Here is an 18,683-nt window from a genome sequence, read left to right as displayed (position 1 = left end):
TTCTTGCGCAGTAGCGGCCTAGGCCTAGGCGAACAGATCTCTCGGCGCAGGCAAGGCCCCTTCCAATTCCAGCAGGAATTGCTTGGTCGGTAGGCCGCCGCCGAAGCCGGTGAGGGCGCCGGATGCCCCTATCACCCGGTGACAGGGCAGCACGATGGGCAGCGGATTGCGGCCATTGGCAGCGCCCACCGCACGCATCGCCTGGGGGCGGCCGAGATGGCTGGCCAACTGGCCGTAGCTCCAGGTCTGGCCATGGGGAATCCGCGCCAGGGCTTGCCAGACTTCCAGTTGGAAGGGGGTGCCGCGTGGCGCCAGTGGTAGCTCGAACACCTGGCGCTGGCCGGCGAAATACTCGCCGAGTTGCTCGCGAGCTAGGGCCAAGGTCGGATGTTCGGCGGCGACCCAGCTAGCGTCGCGCTTGGCCAGGTAGCGATTCTCGGGAAATTCCACCACGCGCAGGCCGCTGTCGTCGGCGGCCAGGGTGAGGGTGCCGATGGGGCTGTCCAACAGGCAGTAGGCGATCATCACGGCGACTCCTTGGCGAGGCGGGTGGGGACGGGTTCGGCAGGGGCATTGGCGGGCGCCTTCCAGGTGGCCTCGCGCCAGACTTGCATCACCCCATAGGCGCGCCAGGGCCGCCAGGCCTCGGCACGGGCATAAAGGGCCTTGGCGGTGAGACGTTCGCCCGGTGGCGCCAATCTTTTCTGCAGCACCAGGTCTTCCACCGGGCAGGCGTCGGGATGGGCCAGGGCGCGCAGGGCGATGTACTGGGCGGTCCAGGGACCGATGCCCTTCAAGGCAACCCAGCGGCGGGTGAAGTCGTCCAGGATGCGGCCGCTGTCGAAATCCACCTCGCCGGCGCGCAAGGCCCGAGCGACGGTGCCCAGGGTGCCGGCGCGGGCGCGGATCAGGCCGAGGCCGGTGAGGTCTTCCAGGGCGGCATCGGCGAGGGCGTCCACCGTGGGGAAGAAGTGATGCAGGCCGGCAGGGGGCTGGCTGGCGTCTTGGGCCGGTTCGCCCCAGGGCCGACCGAAGCGTTGCACCACCCGCGCGGTCATGGTGGTGGCGGCCACCACACTGACCTGTTGGCCGATGACGGCGCGCACGGCGATCTCGAAGCCGTCCCAGCCACTGGGCAGGCGCAGACCGGGGCGGCGGGCCACCAGCTCGGCCAGGGTCGGATCGACGGCGAGGCCCTGGGCGATGGCCTCGGGATCGGCGTCCAGGTCGAACATGCGGCGGATGCGCGCGACCGCCGCCTGCAGCTCGCCAGGGGCGGCGCCGTGGAGTTCCAGGCGCAGCGCCGGGCTGCTGGCGTCCCAGGCGGAAAGACGCAGCCAGCCGGGGCGTTCGGGCGTGCCTATCACCCGGGCGTAGCTGACGTCGTCCACCACCTCGACGCCGGGCAGCGCATGGCCACGCAGGAAATCCAGCTGGGCGGCGAAGTCGTAGGGCGGTCGATAGGCCAGGCGCAGGACCAGGACGGGTGAAGCGGCGGCCTGGCCCTTGCGCAACTGGCTGGGGGCCAGGCCGTAGGCGCGGCGGAAGGCGTCGTTGAAGCGTCTCAGACTGCCGAAGCCGGCGGCCAGGGCCACCTCGGTGATGGGCAGCCGGGTCTCGCTGAGCAATTGCTTGGCGAACAGCAGGCGGCGGGTGGTGAGCACCGCCAGGGGCGCCGCGCCCAGGCGTTCGACGAACAGGCGGCGCAACTGACGGTCGCCGAGATCGAGGCGGGCGGCGAGGGCGGGCAGGCCGCCGTCGTCCAGGCCTTCGTCCATCAGCCGCAGGGCGCGGGCCAGGGTAGCGTCGCCGCGCTGCCAATGGCCGCCGGCGGGGGAGAGTTCCGGGCGGCATCTGAGGCAGGGCCGATAGCCGGCAGCTTCGGCGGCCGCGGCGCTGGGGTAGTAGCTGACGTTCTCCGGCCGCGGCGGTTGCGCCGGGCACACCGGCCGGCAATAGATGCCGGTGGTGAGCACCGCGGTGTAGAACAGGCCGTCGAAGCGCGGGTCCCGCGCCAGGCGGGCGCGTTCGAAGGCAGGGATGTCGGGGAAGGCGTTCATGGCGGCAGGTTAGCACCGCCGGGTAGGAGTGACTGGCCGTTTTCGGACGGGACCGCTGAGGTGGGTTGGGACATTTCTATCGCAGCACCGTAGCGTGGAAAACGGCGCAGCCTTTTCCACTGAGGACTTCGTCGCGAGGGTTGCCCTCACCCCAGCCCTCTCCCAGAGGGAGAGGGGGCTTGTCGGAGCAGGCGGCCGGCTCAGCGCCGTAGCGTGGAAAACGGCGCAGCCTTTTCCACTGAGGGCTTCGTCGCGAGGGGCACCCTCACCCCAACCCTCTCCCAGCGGGAGAGGGGGCTGACCAGCAGGGGCGATTGGGCTCAGAAATCCCAATCCTCGTCCTCGGTGCTCACCGCCTTGCCGATGACATAGGACGAGCCCGAGCCGGAGAAGAAGTCGTGATTCTCGTCGGCGCTGGGCGACAGGGCGGCCAGGATCGCCGGGCTGACGTCGGTCATGCTGCTGGGGAACAGCGCCTCGAAGCCCAGGTTCATCAGCGCCTTGTTGGCGTTGTAGTGGAGGAATTTCTTCACGTCCTCGCTCCAGCCGACGCTGTCGTAGAGGTCCTCGGTATAGGCCACTTCGTTGTCATAGAGGTCCTGCAGGAGTTCGTAGGCGAAGTCCTTGACCTGCTGGCGGCGCTCCGGACTTTCCTTGGCCAGGGCCTGCTGGAATTTGTAGCCGATGTAGTAGCCGTGCACCGCCTCGTCGCGAATGATCAGGCGGATCAGGTCGGCGGTGTTGGTCAGCTTGGCGCGGCTGGACCAGTACATCGGCAGGTAGAAGCCCGAATAGAAGAGGAAGGATTCCAGGAAGACGCTGGCCACCTTGCGCAGCAGCGGGTCCTCGGCGTGGTAACGCGCGAGGATCAGGTCGGCCTTGGTCTGCAGGTAGGGATTCTCTTCGCTCCAGCGATAGGCCTCGTCCACGTCCGGTGTCGAGCAGAGGGTGGAAAAGATCGAGCTGTAGGAGCGCGCATGCACCGCCTCCATGAAGCCGATGTTGGCGATCACCGCTTCCTCGTGGGGGGTGACGGCATCGGCCAGCAGGGTCGGGGCGCCCACGGCGTTCTGGATGGTGTCCAGCAGGGTCAGGCCGGTGAAGACGCGGATGGTCAGTTGCTGCTCCTTGGGCGTCAGGGTCGCCCAGGAGGGGATGTCGTTGGACAGCGGGATCTTTTCCGGCAGCCAGAAGTTGCCGGTCAGGCGATTCCACACCTCCAGGTCTTTCTCGTCCTGCAGGCGGTTCCAGTTGATGGCGTTGATGCGATTCAGGCGCGGCGCTTTGACGGATGCGTTCATGGCGATTTCCTCACAGGCTGCAGGACACGCAGCCCTGCACCTCGGTGCCTTCCAGGGCGGCCTGGCGCAGGCGGATGTAGTAGAGCGTCTTGATGCCCTTCTTCCAGGCGTAGATCTGCGCCCGGTTGATGTCGCGGGTGGTGGCGGTATCGCGGAAGAACAGCGTCAGCGACAGCCCCTGGTCGACATGGCGGGTGGCCTCGGCATAGGTGTCGATGATCTTTTCCGGGCCGATCTCGTAGGCGTCCTGGTAGTACTCCTGGTTGTCGTCGGCCAGGTAGGGTGCCGGGTAGTAGACGCGGCCCAGCTTGCCTTCCTTGCGGATCTCCACCTTGGCGACGATGGGGTGGATGCTCGAGGTGGAGTGGTTGATGTAGGAGATCGAGCCGGTCGGCGGGATGGCCTGGAGGTTGCGGTTGAACAGGCCGTGCTGCATCACCGACGCCTTGAGCTCCTGCCAGTCTTCGCGAGTCGGCAGGCGAATGCCGGCGACCTCGAACAGCTGGGCCACCCGCGGGGTGCGCGGGGTGAAGTCGCCGTTAACGTACAGGTCGAAATACTCGCCGCTGGCGTACTTGGAATCGGCGAAGCCCTGGAAGCTCTGGCCGCGTTCGATGGCCAGGCGATTGGAGGCACGCACCGCGTGGTAGGTGACGGTGTAGAAATAGAGGTTGGTGAAATCCAGGCCTTCCGCCGAGCCATAGTGGATGCGCTCGCGGGCCAGGTAGCCGTGCAGGTTCATCTGCCCCAGGCCGATGGCATGGGAAGCGGCATTGCCGGCGGCCACCGAGGGCACGCAGCGGATGTCGCTCATCTCCGACACGGCGGTGAGGCCGCGGATGGCGGTCTCCACGGTGCGGCCCAGGTCCGGCGAATCCATGGTGCGGGCGATGTTCAGCGAGCCCAGGTTGCAGGAGATGTCCTGGCCGACGTGCTGGTAGCCCAGGTCTTCGTCGAAGCGGCTGGGGGTATTGACCTGGAGGATCTCCGAGCAAAGGTTGCTCATGTTGATGCGCCCGGCGATGGGGTTGGCGCGATTCACCGTGTCTTCGAACATCAGGTAGGGATAGCCGGACTCGAACTGGATCTCCGCCAGGGTCTGGAAGAATTCCCGGGCGTTGATCTTGCGCTTGCGGATGCGCGCGTCGGCCACCATCTCCGCGTACTTGTCGCTGACGCTGATGTCGGCGAAGGGCACGCCATAGACCCGCTCCACATCGTAGGGCGAGAACAGGTACATGTCGGCGTTGCGCTTGGCCAGCTCGAAAGTGATGTCGGGGATGACCACGCCGAGGGACAGGGTCTTGATGCGGATCTTCTCGTCGGCGTTCTCGCGCTTGGTGTCGAGGAATCTCAGGATGTCCGGGTGGTGGGCATTGAGATAGACGGCCCCGGCGCCCTGGCGCGAACCCAGCTGATTGGCGTAGGAGAAGGCGTCTTCCAGCAGTTTCATGATCGGGATGATGCCGGAGGACTGGTTCTCGATGCGCTTGATCGGTGCCCCGACCTCGCGCACGTTGCTCAGTAGGAAAGCCACGCCGCCGCCACGCTTGGAGAGCTGCAGCGCCGAATTCACCGCGCGGCCGATGGACTCCATGTTGTCCTCGATGCGCAACAGGAAGCAGGACACCAGCTCGCCGCGCTGGCGCTTGCCGGCGTTGAGGAAGGTCGGCGTGGCCGGCTGGAAGCGCCCGCTGATCATCTCGTCCACCAGGGACTCGGCCAGGCGTTCGTCGCCGCGCGCCAGGCTCAGGGCGACCATGCATACCCGGTCTTCGTAGCGTTCCAGGTAGCGCTGGCCGTCGAAGGTCTTCAAGGTGTAGCTGGTGTAGTACTTGAAGGCACCCAGGAAGCTCTGGAAGCGGAATTTGTAGGCGTAGGCACGCTCGAACAGCGCCTTGACGAAGGCCGGCGCGTATTGCTCCAGCACCGCCGCCTCGTAGTAGCCCTTGTCCACCAGGTAGCCGAGTTTCTCGTCCAGATTATGGAAGAACACGGTGTTCTGGTTGACGTGCTGCAGGAAGTACTGCCGCGCCGCCTGGCGGTCTTTGTCGAGTTGCAGCTCGCCGTTGGGACCGTAGAGATTGAGCATGGCGTTGAGCGCGTGGTAGTCCGCCTCGCTGCCGGTCGGGGTCAGGCCTGACGTTGCCAAAAGTCGTTCACTCCCGTGCGCACCCGGTCGACGTCCTCCGTCGTCCCGAGCAATTCGAATTGGTAGAGCAGGGGCACCGCGCATTTCTGGGCGACGATGCGTCCGCCCAGGCAGTAGCCCTCGCCGAAGTTGGTGTTGCCCGCGGCGATGACGCCGCGGATCAAGGCGCGGTTATGCGGATCGTTGAGAAAATGAATGACCGGCTTGGGCACCGCCCCCTTGCTGCCGCCGCCACCATAGGTGGGCAGCACCAGGATGTAAGGCTCGCGGGCCTTGAGCGGTTCGGCGGCGGGATCCTGGGGTATGCGCCGCGCCGGCAGCCCGAGTTTCTCGACGAATCTATGGGTGTTCTCCGAGGTGCTGGAGAAGTACAGCAGCTCGCCCATGGTCTGAGCGCCTCAGGCCACCAGTTGGCCGAGCTTGTCCGGGCGGAAGCCGGCCCAGTGGTCGTCACCGGCCACCACCACCGGTACCTGGCGATAACCCAGGGACTCCACGGTCTGGCGCGCCTGGGCGTCCTGCTCGATGTCCACCACCTGGTAGGCGATCCCCTGGCGATCCAGGGCGCGGTAGGTGGCGTTGCACTGCACGCAGGCGGGCTTGCTGTAGATGGTGATGGTCATGGCTGACTCCTGTCCGTAGTGGGGCGAACGCAAAGGAAAAGCCTCTCGCCAAGCGGCATTCGCCGGGGCGGCGTGGGTCCTTTTCTTTGAGTTCGGCTTGGGCCTCAAGTTCGGCCTAGATACTACATATGGTGTTTTATGATTTCTACAACACAATAAGTGGGGTTTTTGATCCAGGTCATGGCTCTGGTCTATCACCCTCCGATGACCTTTCTTCCAGGCGAAGTCGCGCCTGTCGCGACATGCAGGCAGGTAGCCCTGAGGGTCTTGGTACTACCTCCAGCCCTTCCAATGCAGACCACGACTTCTCGTCGATACCGCAACAGCCCCAAGCCAGACGGCATAAATTTCTTCCGTCTGCCAAGGCGGGCACCCTTTTGTAGTTAGAACGGCAGGCCAGCTACGGTAGCGACTCCCATTCGTCGCCGAACGCCCGCATAATCGGCCTTTCGCTAGCGCTCGAGTCCGGTCACGCATGAGTTCTGCCCGCTATCGCCTCGCTCTCAACGGCTACGGTCGCATCGGCCGTTGTGTCCTGCGTGCCCTGCACGAACGCGGTGCGGCGACGGAGTTGACCATCGTCGCCCTCAACGACCTGGCCGACCGCCCCAGCCTCGAATACCTGACCCGCTTCGATTCCACCCACGGCCGCTTTCCCGGGCGGGTGGCGCTGGAGGGCGAGCGGCTGCGCATCGGTGACCAGGCCCTGGAGATCCGCCGTGAGACGGAGCCGGAGCGAGTGGACTGGCGGGCGCTGGACGTCGACCTGGTGCTGGAATGCTCCGGCGCCTTCAGCACCCGCGCCGAGGCCGGGCGTTTTCTCGCCGGTGGCGCGCCGCGGGTGCTGTTTTCCCAGCCCATGGTCAGTGAGACGGACGTGGACGCCACCGTGGTCTATGGTGTCAACCAGCAGAGTCTGAGTGGCGACGAGACCCTGGTCTCGAATGCGTCCTGTACCACCAACTGCAGTGTCCCGGTGCTGAAACTTTTGCATGAGACCTTGGGTCTGGAATACGTCTCTATCACCACGATCCACTCGGCCATGAACGACCAGCCCGTGATCGACGCCTACCATGCCGAAGATCTGCGGCGGACCCGCTCGGCGTTCCAGTCGATCATCCCGGTGGCGACCGGCCTGGCCCGGGGCATCGAGCGGCTGCTGCCGGAGCTGAGCGGGCGCATCCAGGCCCGCGCCGTGCGCGTACCCACGGTCAATGTCTCCTGCCTGGACATCACCTGCATCGTCGGCCAGGACACCACGGCCCCCGCGCTCAACACCCTGTTGCGCGACGCCGCTCAGAGCGGCCCCCTGGCCGGGCTGATCGACTACACCGAGTTGCCCCACGCTTCCTGCGATTTCAACCACGATCCCCATTCGGCCATCGTCGATGGCAGCCAGACCCGCGTCTCCGGCCCCCGGCTGGTCAATCTGCTGGTCTGGTTCGACAATGAATGGGGCTTCGCCAACCGCATGCTCGACGTCGCCGGCCATTGGCTGCGCATCGCCAAGCCCACCTGAAACAAGCACAACGAAGGGATTGCCTGTATGTCCGTGTTGAAAATGAGCGACCTCGATCTGAAGGGTAAGCGCGTCCTGATCCGCGAAGACCTCAACGTTCCGGTGAAGGAAGGCCAGATCAAGAGTGACGCCCGTCTGGTCGCTGCCCTGCCGACCCTCAAGCTGGCCCTGGAAAAGGGCGCCGCGGTGATCGTCTGCTCGCACCTGGGCCGTCCTACCGAAGGCGAATTCAGCGAAGAGAACAGCCTGGCACCGGTGGCCGCCTACCTGAGCAAGGCCCTGGGCCGCGAGGTGCCGCTGGTGAAGGACTACCTGGACGGTGTGCAGGTCGAGCCGGGCCAACTGGTGCTGCTGGAGAACGTGCGCTTCAACGTGGGCGAGAAAAAGAACGCCGATGAGCTGGCGAAGAAGTACGCCGCCCTGTGCGACATCTTCGTCATGGACGCCTTCGGCACCGCCCACCGCGCCGAGGGTTCGACCCATGGCGTGGCCAAGTTCGCCAAGGTCGCCGCGGCCGGTCCGCTGCTGGCCGCCGAGCTGGACGCCCTGGGCAAGGCGCTGGGCAATCCCGCCCGTCCGATGGCGGCCATCGTCGCCGGCTCCAAGGTCTCCACCAAGCTGGACGTGCTGAATTCCCTGGCGCAGATCTGCGACCAACTGATCGTCGGCGGCGGCATCGCCAACACCTTCCTCGCGGCGGCCGGCTACAAGGTCGGCAAGTCGCTGTACGAAGCCGACCTGGTGGAGACCGCCAAGGCCATCGCCGCCAAGGTCAGCGTGCCGCTGCCGGTGGACGTGGTGGTCGCCAAGGAATTCGCCGAGACCGCCCAGGCCACCACCAAGTCGATCAAGGACGTGGCCGACGACGACATGATCCTCGACATCGGCCCGGTCAGCGCCCAGCAATTCGCCGACCTGCTGAAATCGGCCAAGACCATCCTCTGGAACGGTCCGGTCGGCGTCTTCGAATTCGACCAGTTCGGCGAGGGTACCCGGACCCTGGCCCAGGCCATCGCCGACAGCGACGCCTTCTCCATCGCCGGCGGTGGCGACACCCTGGCTGCCATCGACAAGTACGGCATCGGGGAAAAGGTCTCCTATATCTCCACCGGCGGCGGCGCCTTCCTCGAATTCGTCGAGGGCAAGGTGCTGCCGGCCGTGGAAGTTCTCCAGCAACGCGCCCAGGAGTGATTGCCATGCGTACGCCGCTGCTCGTCTGTTCCGCTGTCCTGATGTTGGCCGGTTGTGCCGGTGGCAATGCCGACAAGGCCTGCGCGGTCTTCGTGCCGCCGCCCGCGGCGGCAGCCACGCCCACGGCGCAGAACAGCGAGCGCGTCGATACGCTCACCGGCAGCGCCAGTCGTCCCACCAGCGGTTGCGCCCAGTGAAGGCCCGCGGCCTGCTGCTCGGCGTGCTGGTCGCCGCTGCTCTGGCTGGCTGCGCCGGTCGCGGCGGTCACCAGACCGGTGGCTGGACCCACTGGGTCTGCGATTCCAAGGCGGCCTTCGATTGGCGCTACGTGGATCGCAGCCAGTCCATCGTCGACCTCAAACTGGAAAGCGATGGCCTGATCCGCCACCTCAATCGCGAACCGGCCACCGACGGCCAGTCCTACACCGATGGCCTGCTGGCCTTCCATATCCGTGGTGACCAGGGACTCGTTTACTGGATCGCCAACAACGACCTCATCGGCCGTGGCTGCCGGACGCCGTGAGCCGGCGAATGTCAGCTGAACCGATTAATCCATGGCGGCCAGGGGTCGGCCGCTTGAACCCAGCCAGCCGCTCATGCAGGCTGGCGCCACCACCGCCTTTTGTAGGGAGATAATCACCAATGGCACTCGTCAGCATGCGTCAGTTGCTGGATCACGCCGCCGAATTCGGCTACGGCGTTCCGGCCTTCAACGTCAATAACCTGGAGCAGATGCGCGCCATCATGGAAGCCGCCGACAAGACCGATTCGCCGGTCATCGTCCAGGCCTCCGCCGGTGCCCGCAAGTACGCCGGTGCTCCCTTCCTGCGCCACCTGATCCTGGCCGCAGTGGAAGAATTCCCGCATATCCCGGTGGTCATGCACCAGGACCACGGCACCAGCCCCGACGTCTGCCAGCGTTCCATCCAGCTGGGCTTCTCCTCGGTGATGATGGACGGCTCGCTCAAGGCCGACGGCAAGACCCCGTCCGACTACGACTACAACGTGCGCGTCACCCAGCAGACCGTGGCCTTCGCCCATGCCTGCGGCGTGTCCGTGGAAGGCGAGCTGGGTTGCCTGGGCAGCCTGGAAACCGGCATGGCCGGTGAAGAAGACGGCGTTGGCGCCGAGGGCACCCTGGATCACAGCCAGCTGCTGACCGATCCGGAAGAAGCCGCCCAGTTCGTCAAGGCCACCAAGGTCGACGCCCTGGCCATCGCCATCGGCACCAGCCACGGCGCCTACAAGTTCACCAAGCCGCCGACCGGGGACACCCTGTCGATCCAGCGCATCAAGGAAATTCATGCGCGCATCCCGGACACCCACCTGGTCATGCACGGCTCCAGCTCGGTGCCCCAGGAGTGGCTGAAGATCATCAACGAGTACGGTGGCGACATCAAGGAAACCTACGGCGTGCCGGTCGAGGAGATCGTCGAAGGCATCAAGTACGGCGTGCGCAAGGTCAACATCGACACCGACCTGCGCCTGGCGTCCACCGGTGCCATCCGCGAGTTCATGGCCAAGAACCGTAGCGAGTTCGACCCGCGCAAGTACCTGGCCAAGACCGTGACCGCCATGCGCGACGTCTGTATCGCCCGCTACGAAGCCTTCGGCACCGCCGGCCAGGCCTCCAAGATCAAGCCGATCTCCCTGGAAGCCATGTTCGAGCGCTATGCCCGCGGCGAGCTGGATCCCAAGGTCAACTGATCCGGGATATGGAAAAGGCCCCTAGGAGGGGCCTTTTTTTCGTCTGCGCCACGCTCAGGCCGAACGGCGCAACGGTGACGAGTCGAGGTGCGCTTCAACGCCCCGGCACCAGCGGGCGAGGTGCAGCCAGAGGCTCCGGTGGAGTTCGTTCAGCGCCGGCAACAGGCTGGACGTATGGCGGTAAACGGCAGAGGGCGAGTCCTGGGCAGGATCCAGTCGAGGGCAATGGCGTTGCAGGTGATCACCCAGACTGGTGGCGGCGATAGCGGACGGAAGTGACAGGGGGGAATTCAGCCACAGCATCACCCGGCGTTGGTGATCCTGCTCGGCGAAGTCGCAGAGTTCGTCGAGGCTCCGGAAACCCTGGCGTTTCCGTTGCAGTGTCCGCTATTCCTTGACCAGCAGGCGGGCTTCGCGCAGCCGCTCCACTTCCGGATACAGCTCGGCCAGTTTGACAATCAACCGATAGCAGTCGCGCGCTTGTTCGCGACCCGGTAGCGGCCGAGCGAGCGCCAACTCGATCCTGCGCCGGTAGAGCGGTGCTATGGCCAGCAACTGCTGCCGAGCAGGGGTTTGCCAGGTGTCGATGGCACGGAACTCCCGCGGATGCTGCGGATTGAATCTGCCTTCACCGCGCACGGCTCGAGCGAGATCATGGATATGCAGCTCTTCGTAGAAGGCCAATAGACAACGGCGTTGGGCTTCCTTCTCGGCTTCCTGCCAGGCGCTTCCGGTGCCCCTGGCCAACAGCTGGATCCGCTCGCGGACGGCATCGGTATCCAGGGCGCGGGTCGTTCGGTCCAGCGGTAGATGCAGGGGTAGCCAAGGCGCGTCGGGCCAGGCATGGCCACTCCACTGTTGCAGTTCTTCTCCCGAATCCTGAATGAGTTCCGGGACCAAATCGACCGCCGTCGCGCCCGCTTGCTCTTCCGGACGGCGTCCCGCCAGGTGATAGACCGCACGGGTCAGGGCATGGCTGTAGCGGTCATAGTGCTCCAGCAGGCTGGTGGCGGGGCGTTGGTCGTCCAGTAGTCCAGGCCGCTCGAATTGCTCGACCCAGGTCACTCGCTGCCGATCCGCGGGATGACGGCTCCAGTAGCGGCTGCTATGTCCAGGACTCAGGGCCGGTGCATGCGTCTGCCTGGCCAGCAGGGCCTCGACGAGGTCCAGCAGGTTGCTGGCGAGGCCTTGCTCCTGTGGTGCGGCGAGACTGCGGCGCCTGGCTTCGCGCCAGGCCTGGCTGAGGCGGCGACGTCGCAGCGCGGTCGCCCGAAAATTCGCACTGCCGCCGAGCAGGGCCTCGTAATGATCGGCCCGTGCTTCCCGGCGTTGGCTGGCGGAGCGGGTCAGTCGACAGCCGGCGACGAACAGCAGGCGGGCCCAGACGCGTGCGATTCGAGTGAGCGACGCTAGAGGCGCCGGTGCGATACGTCCCTGGGCGATTCGTTCGAGCCGGGCCAGGCTGGCGTTGAGCAAGCCCCCGCCCAGGCGGTCCAACGCGCTCACCTGGTGCCCTAACACGTGGCCGAGGCTGGCCAGAAACTGCTGGGTGGTGAGCGCCGTCATCAGCGGCAGGCCCAGGGTTAGCGTCCGGGTCGTGGCATTGAGGTGGATGTCCGCGTCGGCCGCCAGTACCAGGCGCCGTGGTGGCCGTACCTGCATGGCCCGGCAGAGCGACTCGACCAGCCGCTGCAGGCCCGGTTCCTGTTCCACGCCAAGATCCATCTTGGCGGTTGCCTGCTCCTTCGTACGCCCCAGGGGTAGCAGCAAGCCGAGACCGAGCCAGGCCCCCAGGGCGGCCGTCGGCAAGGCGAGGGCGCAGGCGATCATGGCATCCTGGTGCAGTAGCGTGGCGAAGGCGTACAGCGCAGCGCCGGCCAGCGACAGTCCGGCCAGGCCGGGCAACAGATAGAGCAGGGTGAGGGCCAGGCCGATGCCTATGGCCATCAGCAGGTGCAGCCGTTGACCGAGTCCGAAGGCGGGGCGCGCTAGCCCCGAGGTCTCCAAGGCGGCCAGGCGAGCCGGCAGGCCGGGCTCCCGAGCGGTGGGCGGCGCGGCCGGTCGTTCGATGAGGTGGACACGGAGCCCGGCATCGGTCAGCCGCTCGACCCAGTCCAGGGCTTCCTTGGCGGGCAGGTCCCGCTTGAGGATCCCGGTGGCCGGGGGCAGCAGGCGTTCCACCTGCTCCAGCGTCAACCGCAGGTGATACACGAGGCTGGCTCTCAGGGCGTCGGTGGAAACGTCATCGCGGCAGCTGCCACTCAACAGCAAGTCATAGCGAACCATGGGCAATCCTTTGCACAGTCGTCCGCCTGGGGCGGGGTAGAAAACACCGGGGGATTTCTACCTGAGCGTCGCAACAACTTTGCGTGCATGGTTCACACTTTTTGAGCGGCCGAAGGCTCTAGAACGCCACTTTCGCAGATTCGTGACCGGCTAGGCGTTCGCTGCGGTCAGCACCTCTTCCATCCAGGCGACCATGGCTGTGCCGTCCATGTCCAGACAGACCGTCACCAACGGATTGCCGGACCAGCGCCCATCCTGATACAGGCGTCCCTCCGGGGCGAAGAAGGTCTGGCCTTCCGCCAGGCCCTCGGTGCCGACGCTGAGATGACCCCGGGCGGTGCGGAACAGCTCCGGGCGGCGCAGGAAGGCCAGGGCGCAGCTGTCATGAGGATGGCAGCCATCGATGTCCTTCACGCTACGGTAGAAGTCTGCATAGAAGTCATAGCTGCGTGCCAGCACCTCACCCAGGGCGCCCTGGTGTGCGGCGATCCGCTGCAGGCGGGGCGGATCCAGAACGGCGCGGTGGGTGGCGTCCAGCCCTACCAGGGTCAGCGGCCAGGGCGCGGCGAATACCCGCGCCGCCGCATGGGGATCGGAGAAGATATTGGCTTCCGCCACCGGCGTGACGTTGCCCGGTTCGACGACGGCGCCACCCATGACCACTACCTGCCGAACCCGCTGGGCGACCTCTGGGTCCAGCGCCAGGGCGAGCGCCAGGTTGCCGAGCGGTCCCACCGCCACCAGGGTGATCTCACCCGGTCGCAGACGCGTCTGCTCGACGATGAAGCGTGCGGCATCGAGGGCATGGGGTGTCTGGCTTGGCGCGGGGAGTGCCTGATTGCCCAGGCCATCCTGGCCATGCACATGCAGGGCATGGTTGCCCGCCGGCTTCACCAGCGGCTCGGCCACGCCGGCGGCCACCGGCGTCTCGCGCCCGGCCAGCTCGGTCAGCAGCAGGGCATTGCGGGTCGCGGTGGACACCGGCACGTTGCCGAAGGTGGTGGTCAGGCCGATCACCTCGAAGGCGGGATCGGCGAACAGCAGGGCGATGGCCTGGGCGTCGTCCACGCCAGGATCGGTATCGAAAATGATGGGAAGGGACAAGAGGCTTTCTCCAGCTCGGATCTCGTCCCAGGCTACCCGACGGGCAGGCGAACCTGCTAGTCGGGCAGGTCCAGCTCGCCCAGCGCATCCGGCTGGTTACGGAAGGCACGGGCGAAGACTTCCCGATTGCGGGCCATGAACAGGCCCAGGTCTTCGCACTGTTTCTCGGCAAGACCGGGAACGGCCTTGTCCAACACGCTGGCGAGAGACTCGGCCAGCTCCAGCATCTTGTCGTGACGATCGGCTTCGGCTTTATCCATGAACAGGCGCTCCGGATCTCGGCTGCTGCGATACAACACTTCGACGGCCATGCGTCACCTCGTAATCTGTATCTGGTTATATATACAGTATTCGGCTTTCGTTCCCAATGCAACCACTACCGCTCGGCGGCTGGTGTCTGGGTAGTCATGGCAATTTGCCAATCGTTCGACATTTCTGCGCGGACCTGAAATTGAGACAGGAAACTTAAGAGAGCAAGGTGGTCTCTGAGTCTGAACAGAACTGGCGCCGCTGCCCGCTTTTCCCGGATCACCTCCGGCTCACGGAACGAGACCCTCCATGCCCACCACCTTCACCTGTCTGCTTATTAGCCCGCTTGGCCGCTCCGTGCTGACCGAGGTGCAGGCGTGAATTCCACCCTCGTCATCCTCGCCATCACCGTCGCCAGCTTTCTGCTGGGGTTCCTGCGCGACCTGCTGATCGCCCGGCAATTCGGCGTGAGCTGGGAGGCGGATCTCATCTTCGTCGCGCTGATCCTGCCGGTGTTCTTCGAGAGCTTCTTCGGCCTCGCCCTGCGTGACGCCATGATTCCCTACCTGCAGCGGATCCGCGACCGGTGCAACAACCAGTACGAGCAGGTGGGTCGCTGGCTGTACTGGCGCATCGGCTTGTTCGGGCTGTTGTTGTCGGTGGTCGGCGTCCTGGCCAGCCCCTGGCTGATGCATGCCCTGGCTCCCGGCTGGAGCGATGAGCAGGTCGAGGCGGGCAAGCTGGTGTTCGCGGTGGGCACGCTCTTGATCTGCGTGCAGGCCATCCTTTATTGCCAGGGCGCGCTGCTCAATCTGGATCGAATCTTCATCCTGCCGATGACCCGGACGCTGATGCTCAATCTCGGCGCCATCCTGGCCATCATCATCCTGCAGCCGAGCGGGATCAGTCTGTTCATCGGCATGTTGCTGCCCCAGGTCTTGCTGATCGTCATCCAGCATCGTCGCCTGGGCTATCTCGGCCAGCGCTCGGTCGCGTTCGAAAAGCCCGAGGGCAGCCCCTTCGCCCTGACCTTCGCCCCGGTCCTCCTCGCCGCCGGCGCACAGCAGGGCTGCATGCTGGCGGAACGCTTTTTTGCCTCGCTGCTGGCCGAGGGCAACATCACCATGCTGTCGTTTTCCTACCGCATCGTGACCATCCCGCTCACCCTCTATGCCCTGTCCATCCTGGCGATGATCTTCCCCGAGCTGACGCGCAGCTGGAACGAAGGCAATGCCGACAAGTACGGGGCCTTGATGCGCAAGGCCCTGCTGGGGACGCTGTTGTTCCTCGTCCCGGCGGCGGTGGTGCTGTTCGGCTATGCCGAGCCGGTGGTCAAGGTCTTGCTGGAGCGGGGCGCCTTCGGTGCCGAGCAGAGCGCCGCAACGGCCACCCTGGTCGTGGCCTATGCCCTGGGTCTGCCCTGGATGGGCCTGGCCCTGCTCTGGGGACGGGCGCTGCTGTCCCAGCAAAGAGCCAAGACCTTCCTCTATGCCACCCTGGCCAGTTCGCTGATCACCGTGGCGCTGGATGCTTGCCTCTATCGGCCCTTCGGTGCCCAGGGGCTGGCCTACTCCTTCACGACCGGCGCCGTCCTGCAGGCCCTGTTCATGGCTGCGGCGCTGTATCGCCATTCGCTCGACGGCCTGCACCTGTCGCTGCTGCTGCGCTGGTTCGGAGCGGGCAGCGCGGTGGCCCTGTCGAGCTTCTGGCTGCCCAAGCCCGTCGGCCTGGTGGAGCTGATCGTCAGCATCGGCGTGGCGATGCTGGGCTTCGCCGTGCTGTTGCTGGCGTTGGGCGAGCGTGACCTGTTCCGCCGTGCCTATTGGGCACGGGGTGGTGTCGGCACCGAGAATCCGGAGCCGACGAGTTGAAAGCGCCGTCGATGAACGGCTAGGAAAAAGGTAGCGATCTGCGTCCATTGGTCGCTATCTGTCACGAAGTCATGAATTTTTGAGTTGGCTTCGAGTCGCACGGAAAGATTGATCCCAGTCAATAGAATTTCTGATGGAAGAGGTTTTCCATTTGCAAGAGATCAGACGCGTAGTTGGGATCGGCACTTCGCCTGGTGGTCCTGGTCACCACCGCCATTCTCTTTGAAAGGAATCGATCCTATGTCATCCCAATCCCCCGTCACCCGCATTGGTATCGTCGGTACCGGCATGATCTCTCGCTGCCTGGCTCGACTGATCAGCCGTCACTACGACGACATGACCGTCACGCGCGTCCTGACTCGCCGACCCATCGCCACGGTCACCGACTATCCCCTGCCCGAGCTGCTCACCCAGTCGGTGGCCGATCTGGTCGACCATTGCGACCTGCTGGTGGAGTGCAGTGGCGACCCCTACCACGGCACCGAGATCATCGAGCGCGCCTTCGAGGCGGGCATCAAGGTGGTCACCATCAATGCCGAACTGCAGGTGACGACGGGTTCCTATCTGGCCGGCAAGGGCTTCCTCACCGAGGCCGAGGGCGACCAGCCGGGTTCGCTGGCTGCGCTGCACGAAGAGGCCGTGCAGATGGGCTTCAAGCCGCTGGTCTACGGCAACATGAAGGGCTATCTGAACCACAACCCGACGCCCGAAGACATGGCCTACTGGTCCGCCCGCCAGGGCACCAGCGTCGACCAGACCACTTCCTTCACCGATGGCACCAAGGTGCAGATCGAGCAGGTGGTGGTGGGTAACAACTATGGCGCCACCATCACCCGCCAGGGGCTCGAGGGGCTGAATTCGACCAATCTGCAAGATAGCGCGAACATCCTGGCGCAGATGGCCGAGCAACTGGGCAAGCCCATCGTCGACTACGTGATCCCGAGCGGTTACTCGGCGGGCGGGGTCTTCGTGGTCGGTCGCCATGACGAGGACCAGGCGGGCGCCATCGAATACTTCAAGTTGGGCAAGGGGCCGTACTACGTGTTGGTACGCCCCTTCCACCTCTGCTCCCTGGAGGTCGGCAAGACCCTGCGTCGCGTCATCGCCGGCGGCAAGATCCTGCTGAACAACTCCACCACGCCGACCCTGAGCGTGGCCGCGATCATGAAGAAACCTATGGCGGCCGGCGACGTCATCGAGCGCGGTATCGGTGGCTACAGCGTGCGCGGCGAAGCCGTGAAGATCGCCGAGTGCCCGGATCATTTGCCGATCGGTCTGCTCAAGCACAGCGTGCTCAAGCGGGCGGCGGAGCCTGGCCAGATCCTCACCTTCGATGACGTGGAATTGCTGCCCAGTCGCGCGCTGGACATCGTGCTGGATCAGCATCGCGAGGCGATTCATCGCCAGCTGCTGGAAACCCAGCTCAGCGACCGGGCCTGGAATGCCGTGGCCGGTCTGCCGCCGGTGGCACTGCCCAAGGTGGCCGGTTCGGTCCTTTCCTGATCCAGCTTCAACGTCAAACCGAAGGGGCCGTTAGGCCCCTTCTTTCATTGGGCGCCGCTGGCCGCTTCGCGCAGGCGGGCCACCGTGGCGGGCAAGTCGTCCATATGGGCGATCAGCGCGGTCACCCCAAGTTTGCTCAGGGTCTCGCCATGGCTCGGCGGGATGTGGCTGGCGCCGGTGAAGCCAATGACCCTCATGCCCGCGGCCAGGGCCGCCCGCACCCCGGTGGTGCTGTCCTCGATCACCAGGCAACGTTCTGGCGCGACGCCCATCGTCCTGGCTGCGAGCAGGTAGACGTCGGGCGCCGGCTTGGGGCGCTCGACCATGTCGGCACTGAAGATATTTCCCGCCACGCGCTCGACCAGGCCCGCCCGCCGGACCGAGGATTCGACGCTGTGCCTCAGGCTGTTGGAGGCCACCGCCAGGGGCAGGTCGAGGCTTTCCAGGGCCCGCTTCACGCCGGGGATGGGCTCGACGCTGGTTGCGATCAGGTCTTCGGCCTGGGCGCGCAGGTCACTGAACAAGGTCGGGGGCAGGGTGATGCCGAAGCGTTGCTCGACCAGGTTGAAGATGTCTCGGGTGGTCAGGCCGAAAGTGCCATGCAACAGGGCTTCCAATTCGGCGCGCGGAGCGTAGGCGGCCAGGCCGTCGAGGACGACGCGCTCGGCCAGGATTTCGCTGTCGACCAACACGCCATCGCAATCGCTGATCAGTAGTTCCACAGGGGTGACATTCATCGGTATTCCTTGCAGGGGGAGATTTCAGGATCCGGAGATCGACCTGGCACCGCGCAGCCGAGCTGGCAGCGCTGAAAGCCCTCGTTTCAGTGGGTTGGCAGGCCTTGTCCAGGCGGTCGAAAACCGGCTCGCCAGTACCTTTCAGCCGGCTCAAAAAGACCTTTTATCCAAAACGATTTCGACCTCCGGAGGGTAATCGCTTTCCAGAAAAATATGGCGTAGAGTTCGAGAACTGTGTTTGCTTGGGTCGCCGTCGATCGTGACCTGAGGCGGTAGGCTCGATGTCCACCCCTTGCTGCGATTCTTGTTACTCCTTGCAACTCAGTCCCGGGCGCATGGTCTATGCAACGCACTGCCGCGCCAGCACGTGTCATAACAAA

17 protein-coding genes are annotated in these 18,683 nt (G+C 65.3%); 7 read left to right on the top strand and 10 right to left on the bottom strand.

The features are described 5' to 3' along the window. Positions 1 to 24 precede the first annotated feature (24 nt). The 6 genes from CCZ28_RS14480 to nrdH form a co-directional block, all read right to left on the bottom strand. On the bottom strand, positions 25 to 525 hold the full coding sequence (locus CCZ28_RS14480; RefSeq protein ID WP_140219042.1) for a methylated-DNA--[protein]-cysteine S-methyltransferase: 501 nt from the start codon (positions 523 to 525) through the stop codon (positions 25 to 27). Then, positions 525 to 2,060, bottom strand: a complete 1,536-nt coding sequence (locus CCZ28_RS14475) for a DNA-3-methyladenine glycosylase 2 (protein WP_140219039.1) — start codon at positions 2,058 to 2,060, stop codon at positions 525 to 527. The genes CCZ28_RS14480 and CCZ28_RS14475 overlap by 1 nt, the downstream gene beginning before the upstream one ends. 320 nt (positions 2,061 to 2,380) lie before the next feature. Next, positions 2,381 to 3,361, bottom strand: coding sequence for a class 1b ribonucleoside-diphosphate reductase subunit beta (gene nrdF, locus CCZ28_RS14470; RefSeq protein ID WP_140219037.1), 981 nt, complete (start codon positions 3,359 to 3,361; stop codon positions 2,381 to 2,383). A 10-nt stretch (positions 3,362 to 3,371) separates the two neighbouring features. Continuing rightward, complete coding sequence (gene nrdE / locus CCZ28_RS14465; protein ID WP_140219035.1) at positions 3,372 to 5,513, bottom strand: class 1b ribonucleoside-diphosphate reductase subunit alpha; 2,142 nt, start codon at positions 5,511 to 5,513, stop codon at positions 3,372 to 3,374. Beyond that, positions 5,495 to 5,899: a class Ib ribonucleoside-diphosphate reductase assembly flavoprotein NrdI gene (gene nrdI / locus CCZ28_RS14460; RefSeq protein WP_027598230.1), complete on the bottom strand. Its 405-nt coding sequence runs from the start codon at positions 5,897 to 5,899 to the stop codon at positions 5,495 to 5,497. The genes nrdE and nrdI overlap by 19 nt, the downstream gene beginning before the upstream one ends. 12 nt (positions 5,900 to 5,911) lie before the next feature. Then, a complete protein-coding gene (nrdH, locus tag CCZ28_RS14455; protein WP_058761494.1) occupies positions 5,912 to 6,136 on the bottom strand; it encodes a glutaredoxin-like protein NrdH in 225 nt (74 codons plus the stop codon). A gap of 475 nt (positions 6,137 to 6,611) precedes the next feature. Between nrdH and epd the strand changes: the two genes are divergently transcribed. The 5 genes from epd to fba all read left to right on the top strand — a co-directional run bounded on the left by epd (position 6,612) and on the right by fba (position 10,553). Beyond that, entirely contained in the window at positions 6,612 to 7,655 is a 1,044-nt protein-coding gene (gene epd / locus CCZ28_RS14450) for an erythrose-4-phosphate dehydrogenase (protein ID WP_140219033.1), read from the top strand. A 27-nt stretch (positions 7,656 to 7,682) separates the two neighbouring features. Then, positions 7,683 to 8,846 (top strand): phosphoglycerate kinase, encoded by a 1,164-nt coding sequence (locus CCZ28_RS14445; protein WP_140219031.1) that lies wholly within the window; start codon positions 7,683 to 7,685, stop codon positions 8,844 to 8,846. A 5-nt stretch (positions 8,847 to 8,851) separates the two neighbouring features. After that, positions 8,852 to 9,043 carry a hypothetical protein gene (locus CCZ28_RS14440; RefSeq protein WP_140219029.1) on the top strand — a complete coding sequence of 64 codons (192 nt, stop codon included), beginning with the start codon at positions 8,852 to 8,854 and terminating at the stop codon, positions 9,041 to 9,043. Then, positions 9,040 to 9,369, top strand: coding sequence for an MliC family protein (locus CCZ28_RS14435; protein ID WP_140219027.1), 330 nt, complete (start codon positions 9,040 to 9,042; stop codon positions 9,367 to 9,369). The genes CCZ28_RS14440 and CCZ28_RS14435 overlap by 4 nt, the downstream gene beginning before the upstream one ends. A 119-nt stretch (positions 9,370 to 9,488) precedes the next feature. After that, a complete protein-coding gene (gene fba, locus CCZ28_RS14430) occupies positions 9,489 to 10,553 on the top strand; it encodes a class II fructose-bisphosphate aldolase (protein WP_140219025.1) in 1,065 nt (354 codons plus the stop codon). A gap of 387 nt (positions 10,554 to 10,940) precedes the next feature. On the opposite strand, the gene CCZ28_RS14425 is transcribed toward fba, so the two are convergent. The 3 genes from CCZ28_RS14425 to CCZ28_RS14415 form a co-directional block, all read right to left on the bottom strand. Then, positions 10,941 to 12,839 carry a hypothetical protein gene (locus CCZ28_RS14425; protein ID WP_140219023.1) on the bottom strand — a complete coding sequence of 633 codons (1,899 nt, stop codon included), beginning with the start codon at positions 12,837 to 12,839 and terminating at the stop codon, positions 10,941 to 10,943. A gap of 150 nt (positions 12,840 to 12,989) precedes the next feature. Further along, positions 12,990 to 13,943, bottom strand: coding sequence for a nucleoside hydrolase (locus tag CCZ28_RS14420; RefSeq protein WP_140219021.1), 954 nt, complete (start codon positions 13,941 to 13,943; stop codon positions 12,990 to 12,992). Between the two features lie 56 nt (positions 13,944 to 13,999). Continuing rightward, positions 14,000 to 14,254, bottom strand: a complete 255-nt coding sequence (locus CCZ28_RS14415; protein ID WP_058761501.1) for a YebG family protein — start codon at positions 14,252 to 14,254, stop codon at positions 14,000 to 14,002. 315 nt (positions 14,255 to 14,569) lie between these two features. Between CCZ28_RS14415 and murJ the strand changes: the two genes are divergently transcribed. Continuing rightward, on the top strand, positions 14,570 to 16,063 hold the full coding sequence (murJ, locus tag CCZ28_RS14410) for a murein biosynthesis integral membrane protein MurJ (protein WP_140219019.1): 1,494 nt from the start codon (positions 14,570 to 14,572) through the stop codon (positions 16,061 to 16,063). Between the two features lie 288 nt (positions 16,064 to 16,351). Continuing rightward, positions 16,352 to 17,566, top strand: a complete 1,215-nt coding sequence (locus CCZ28_RS14405) for an NAD(P)-dependent oxidoreductase (protein ID WP_240795297.1) — start codon at positions 16,352 to 16,354, stop codon at positions 17,564 to 17,566. Between the two features lie 44 nt (positions 17,567 to 17,610). Here CCZ28_RS14405 and CCZ28_RS14400 read toward each other — a convergent pair whose 3' ends face one another. Further along, the gene (locus CCZ28_RS14400; RefSeq protein ID WP_140219015.1) at positions 17,611 to 18,303 is read right to left on the bottom strand and encodes an HAD family hydrolase; all 693 of its coding nucleotides are present in this window, start codon (positions 18,301 to 18,303) and stop codon (positions 17,611 to 17,613) included. Positions 18,304 to 18,683 lie beyond the last annotated feature (380 nt).

Source organism: Pseudomonas oryzihabitans (assembly GCF_006384975.1).
GTDB classification, from domain to species: domain Bacteria; phylum Pseudomonadota; class Gammaproteobacteria; order Pseudomonadales; family Pseudomonadaceae; genus Chryseomonas; species Chryseomonas psychrotolerans_B.
Note: the sequence above shows the minus strand (reverse complement) of the source record. Positions and strands in the feature narration are given on the sequence as shown.

Coding starts and splice junctions, on each gene's coding strand:
- CCZ28_RS14480 (WP_140219042.1), bottom strand. CDS start 525: ATGATCGCCTACTGCCTGTTGGACAGCCCCATCGGCACCCTCACCCTG.
- CCZ28_RS14475 (WP_140219039.1), bottom strand. CDS start 2,060: ATGAACGCCTTCCCCGACATCCCTGCCTTCGAACGCGCCCGCCTGGCG.
- nrdF (WP_140219037.1), bottom strand. CDS start 3,361: ATGAACGCATCCGTCAAAGCGCCGCGCCTGAATCGCATCAACGCCATC.
- nrdI (WP_027598230.1), bottom strand. CDS start 5,899: ATGGGCGAGCTGCTGTACTTCTCCAGCACCTCGGAGAACACCCATAGA.
- nrdH (WP_058761494.1), bottom strand. CDS start 6,136: ATGACCATCACCATCTACAGCAAGCCCGCCTGCGTGCAGTGCAACGCC.
- epd (WP_140219033.1), top strand. CDS start 6,612: ATGAGTTCTGCCCGCTATCGCCTCGCTCTCAACGGCTACGGTCGCATC.
- CCZ28_RS14445 (WP_140219031.1), top strand. CDS start 7,683: ATGTCCGTGTTGAAAATGAGCGACCTCGATCTGAAGGGTAAGCGCGTC.
- CCZ28_RS14440 (WP_140219029.1), top strand. CDS start 8,852: ATGCGTACGCCGCTGCTCGTCTGTTCCGCTGTCCTGATGTTGGCCGGT.
- fba (WP_140219025.1), top strand. CDS start 9,489: ATGGCACTCGTCAGCATGCGTCAGTTGCTGGATCACGCCGCCGAATTC.
- CCZ28_RS14425 (WP_140219023.1), bottom strand. CDS start 12,839: ATGGTTCGCTATGACTTGCTGTTGAGTGGCAGCTGCCGCGATGACGTT.
- CCZ28_RS14415 (WP_058761501.1), bottom strand. CDS start 14,254: ATGGCCGTCGAAGTGTTGTATCGCAGCAGCCGAGATCCGGAGCGCCTG.
- CCZ28_RS14405 (WP_240795297.1), top strand. CDS start 16,352: ATGATCTCTCGCTGCCTGGCTCGACTGATCAGCCGTCACTACGACGAC.
- CCZ28_RS14400 (WP_140219015.1), bottom strand. CDS start 18,303: ATGAATGTCACCCCTGTGGAACTACTGATCAGCGATTGCGATGGCGTG.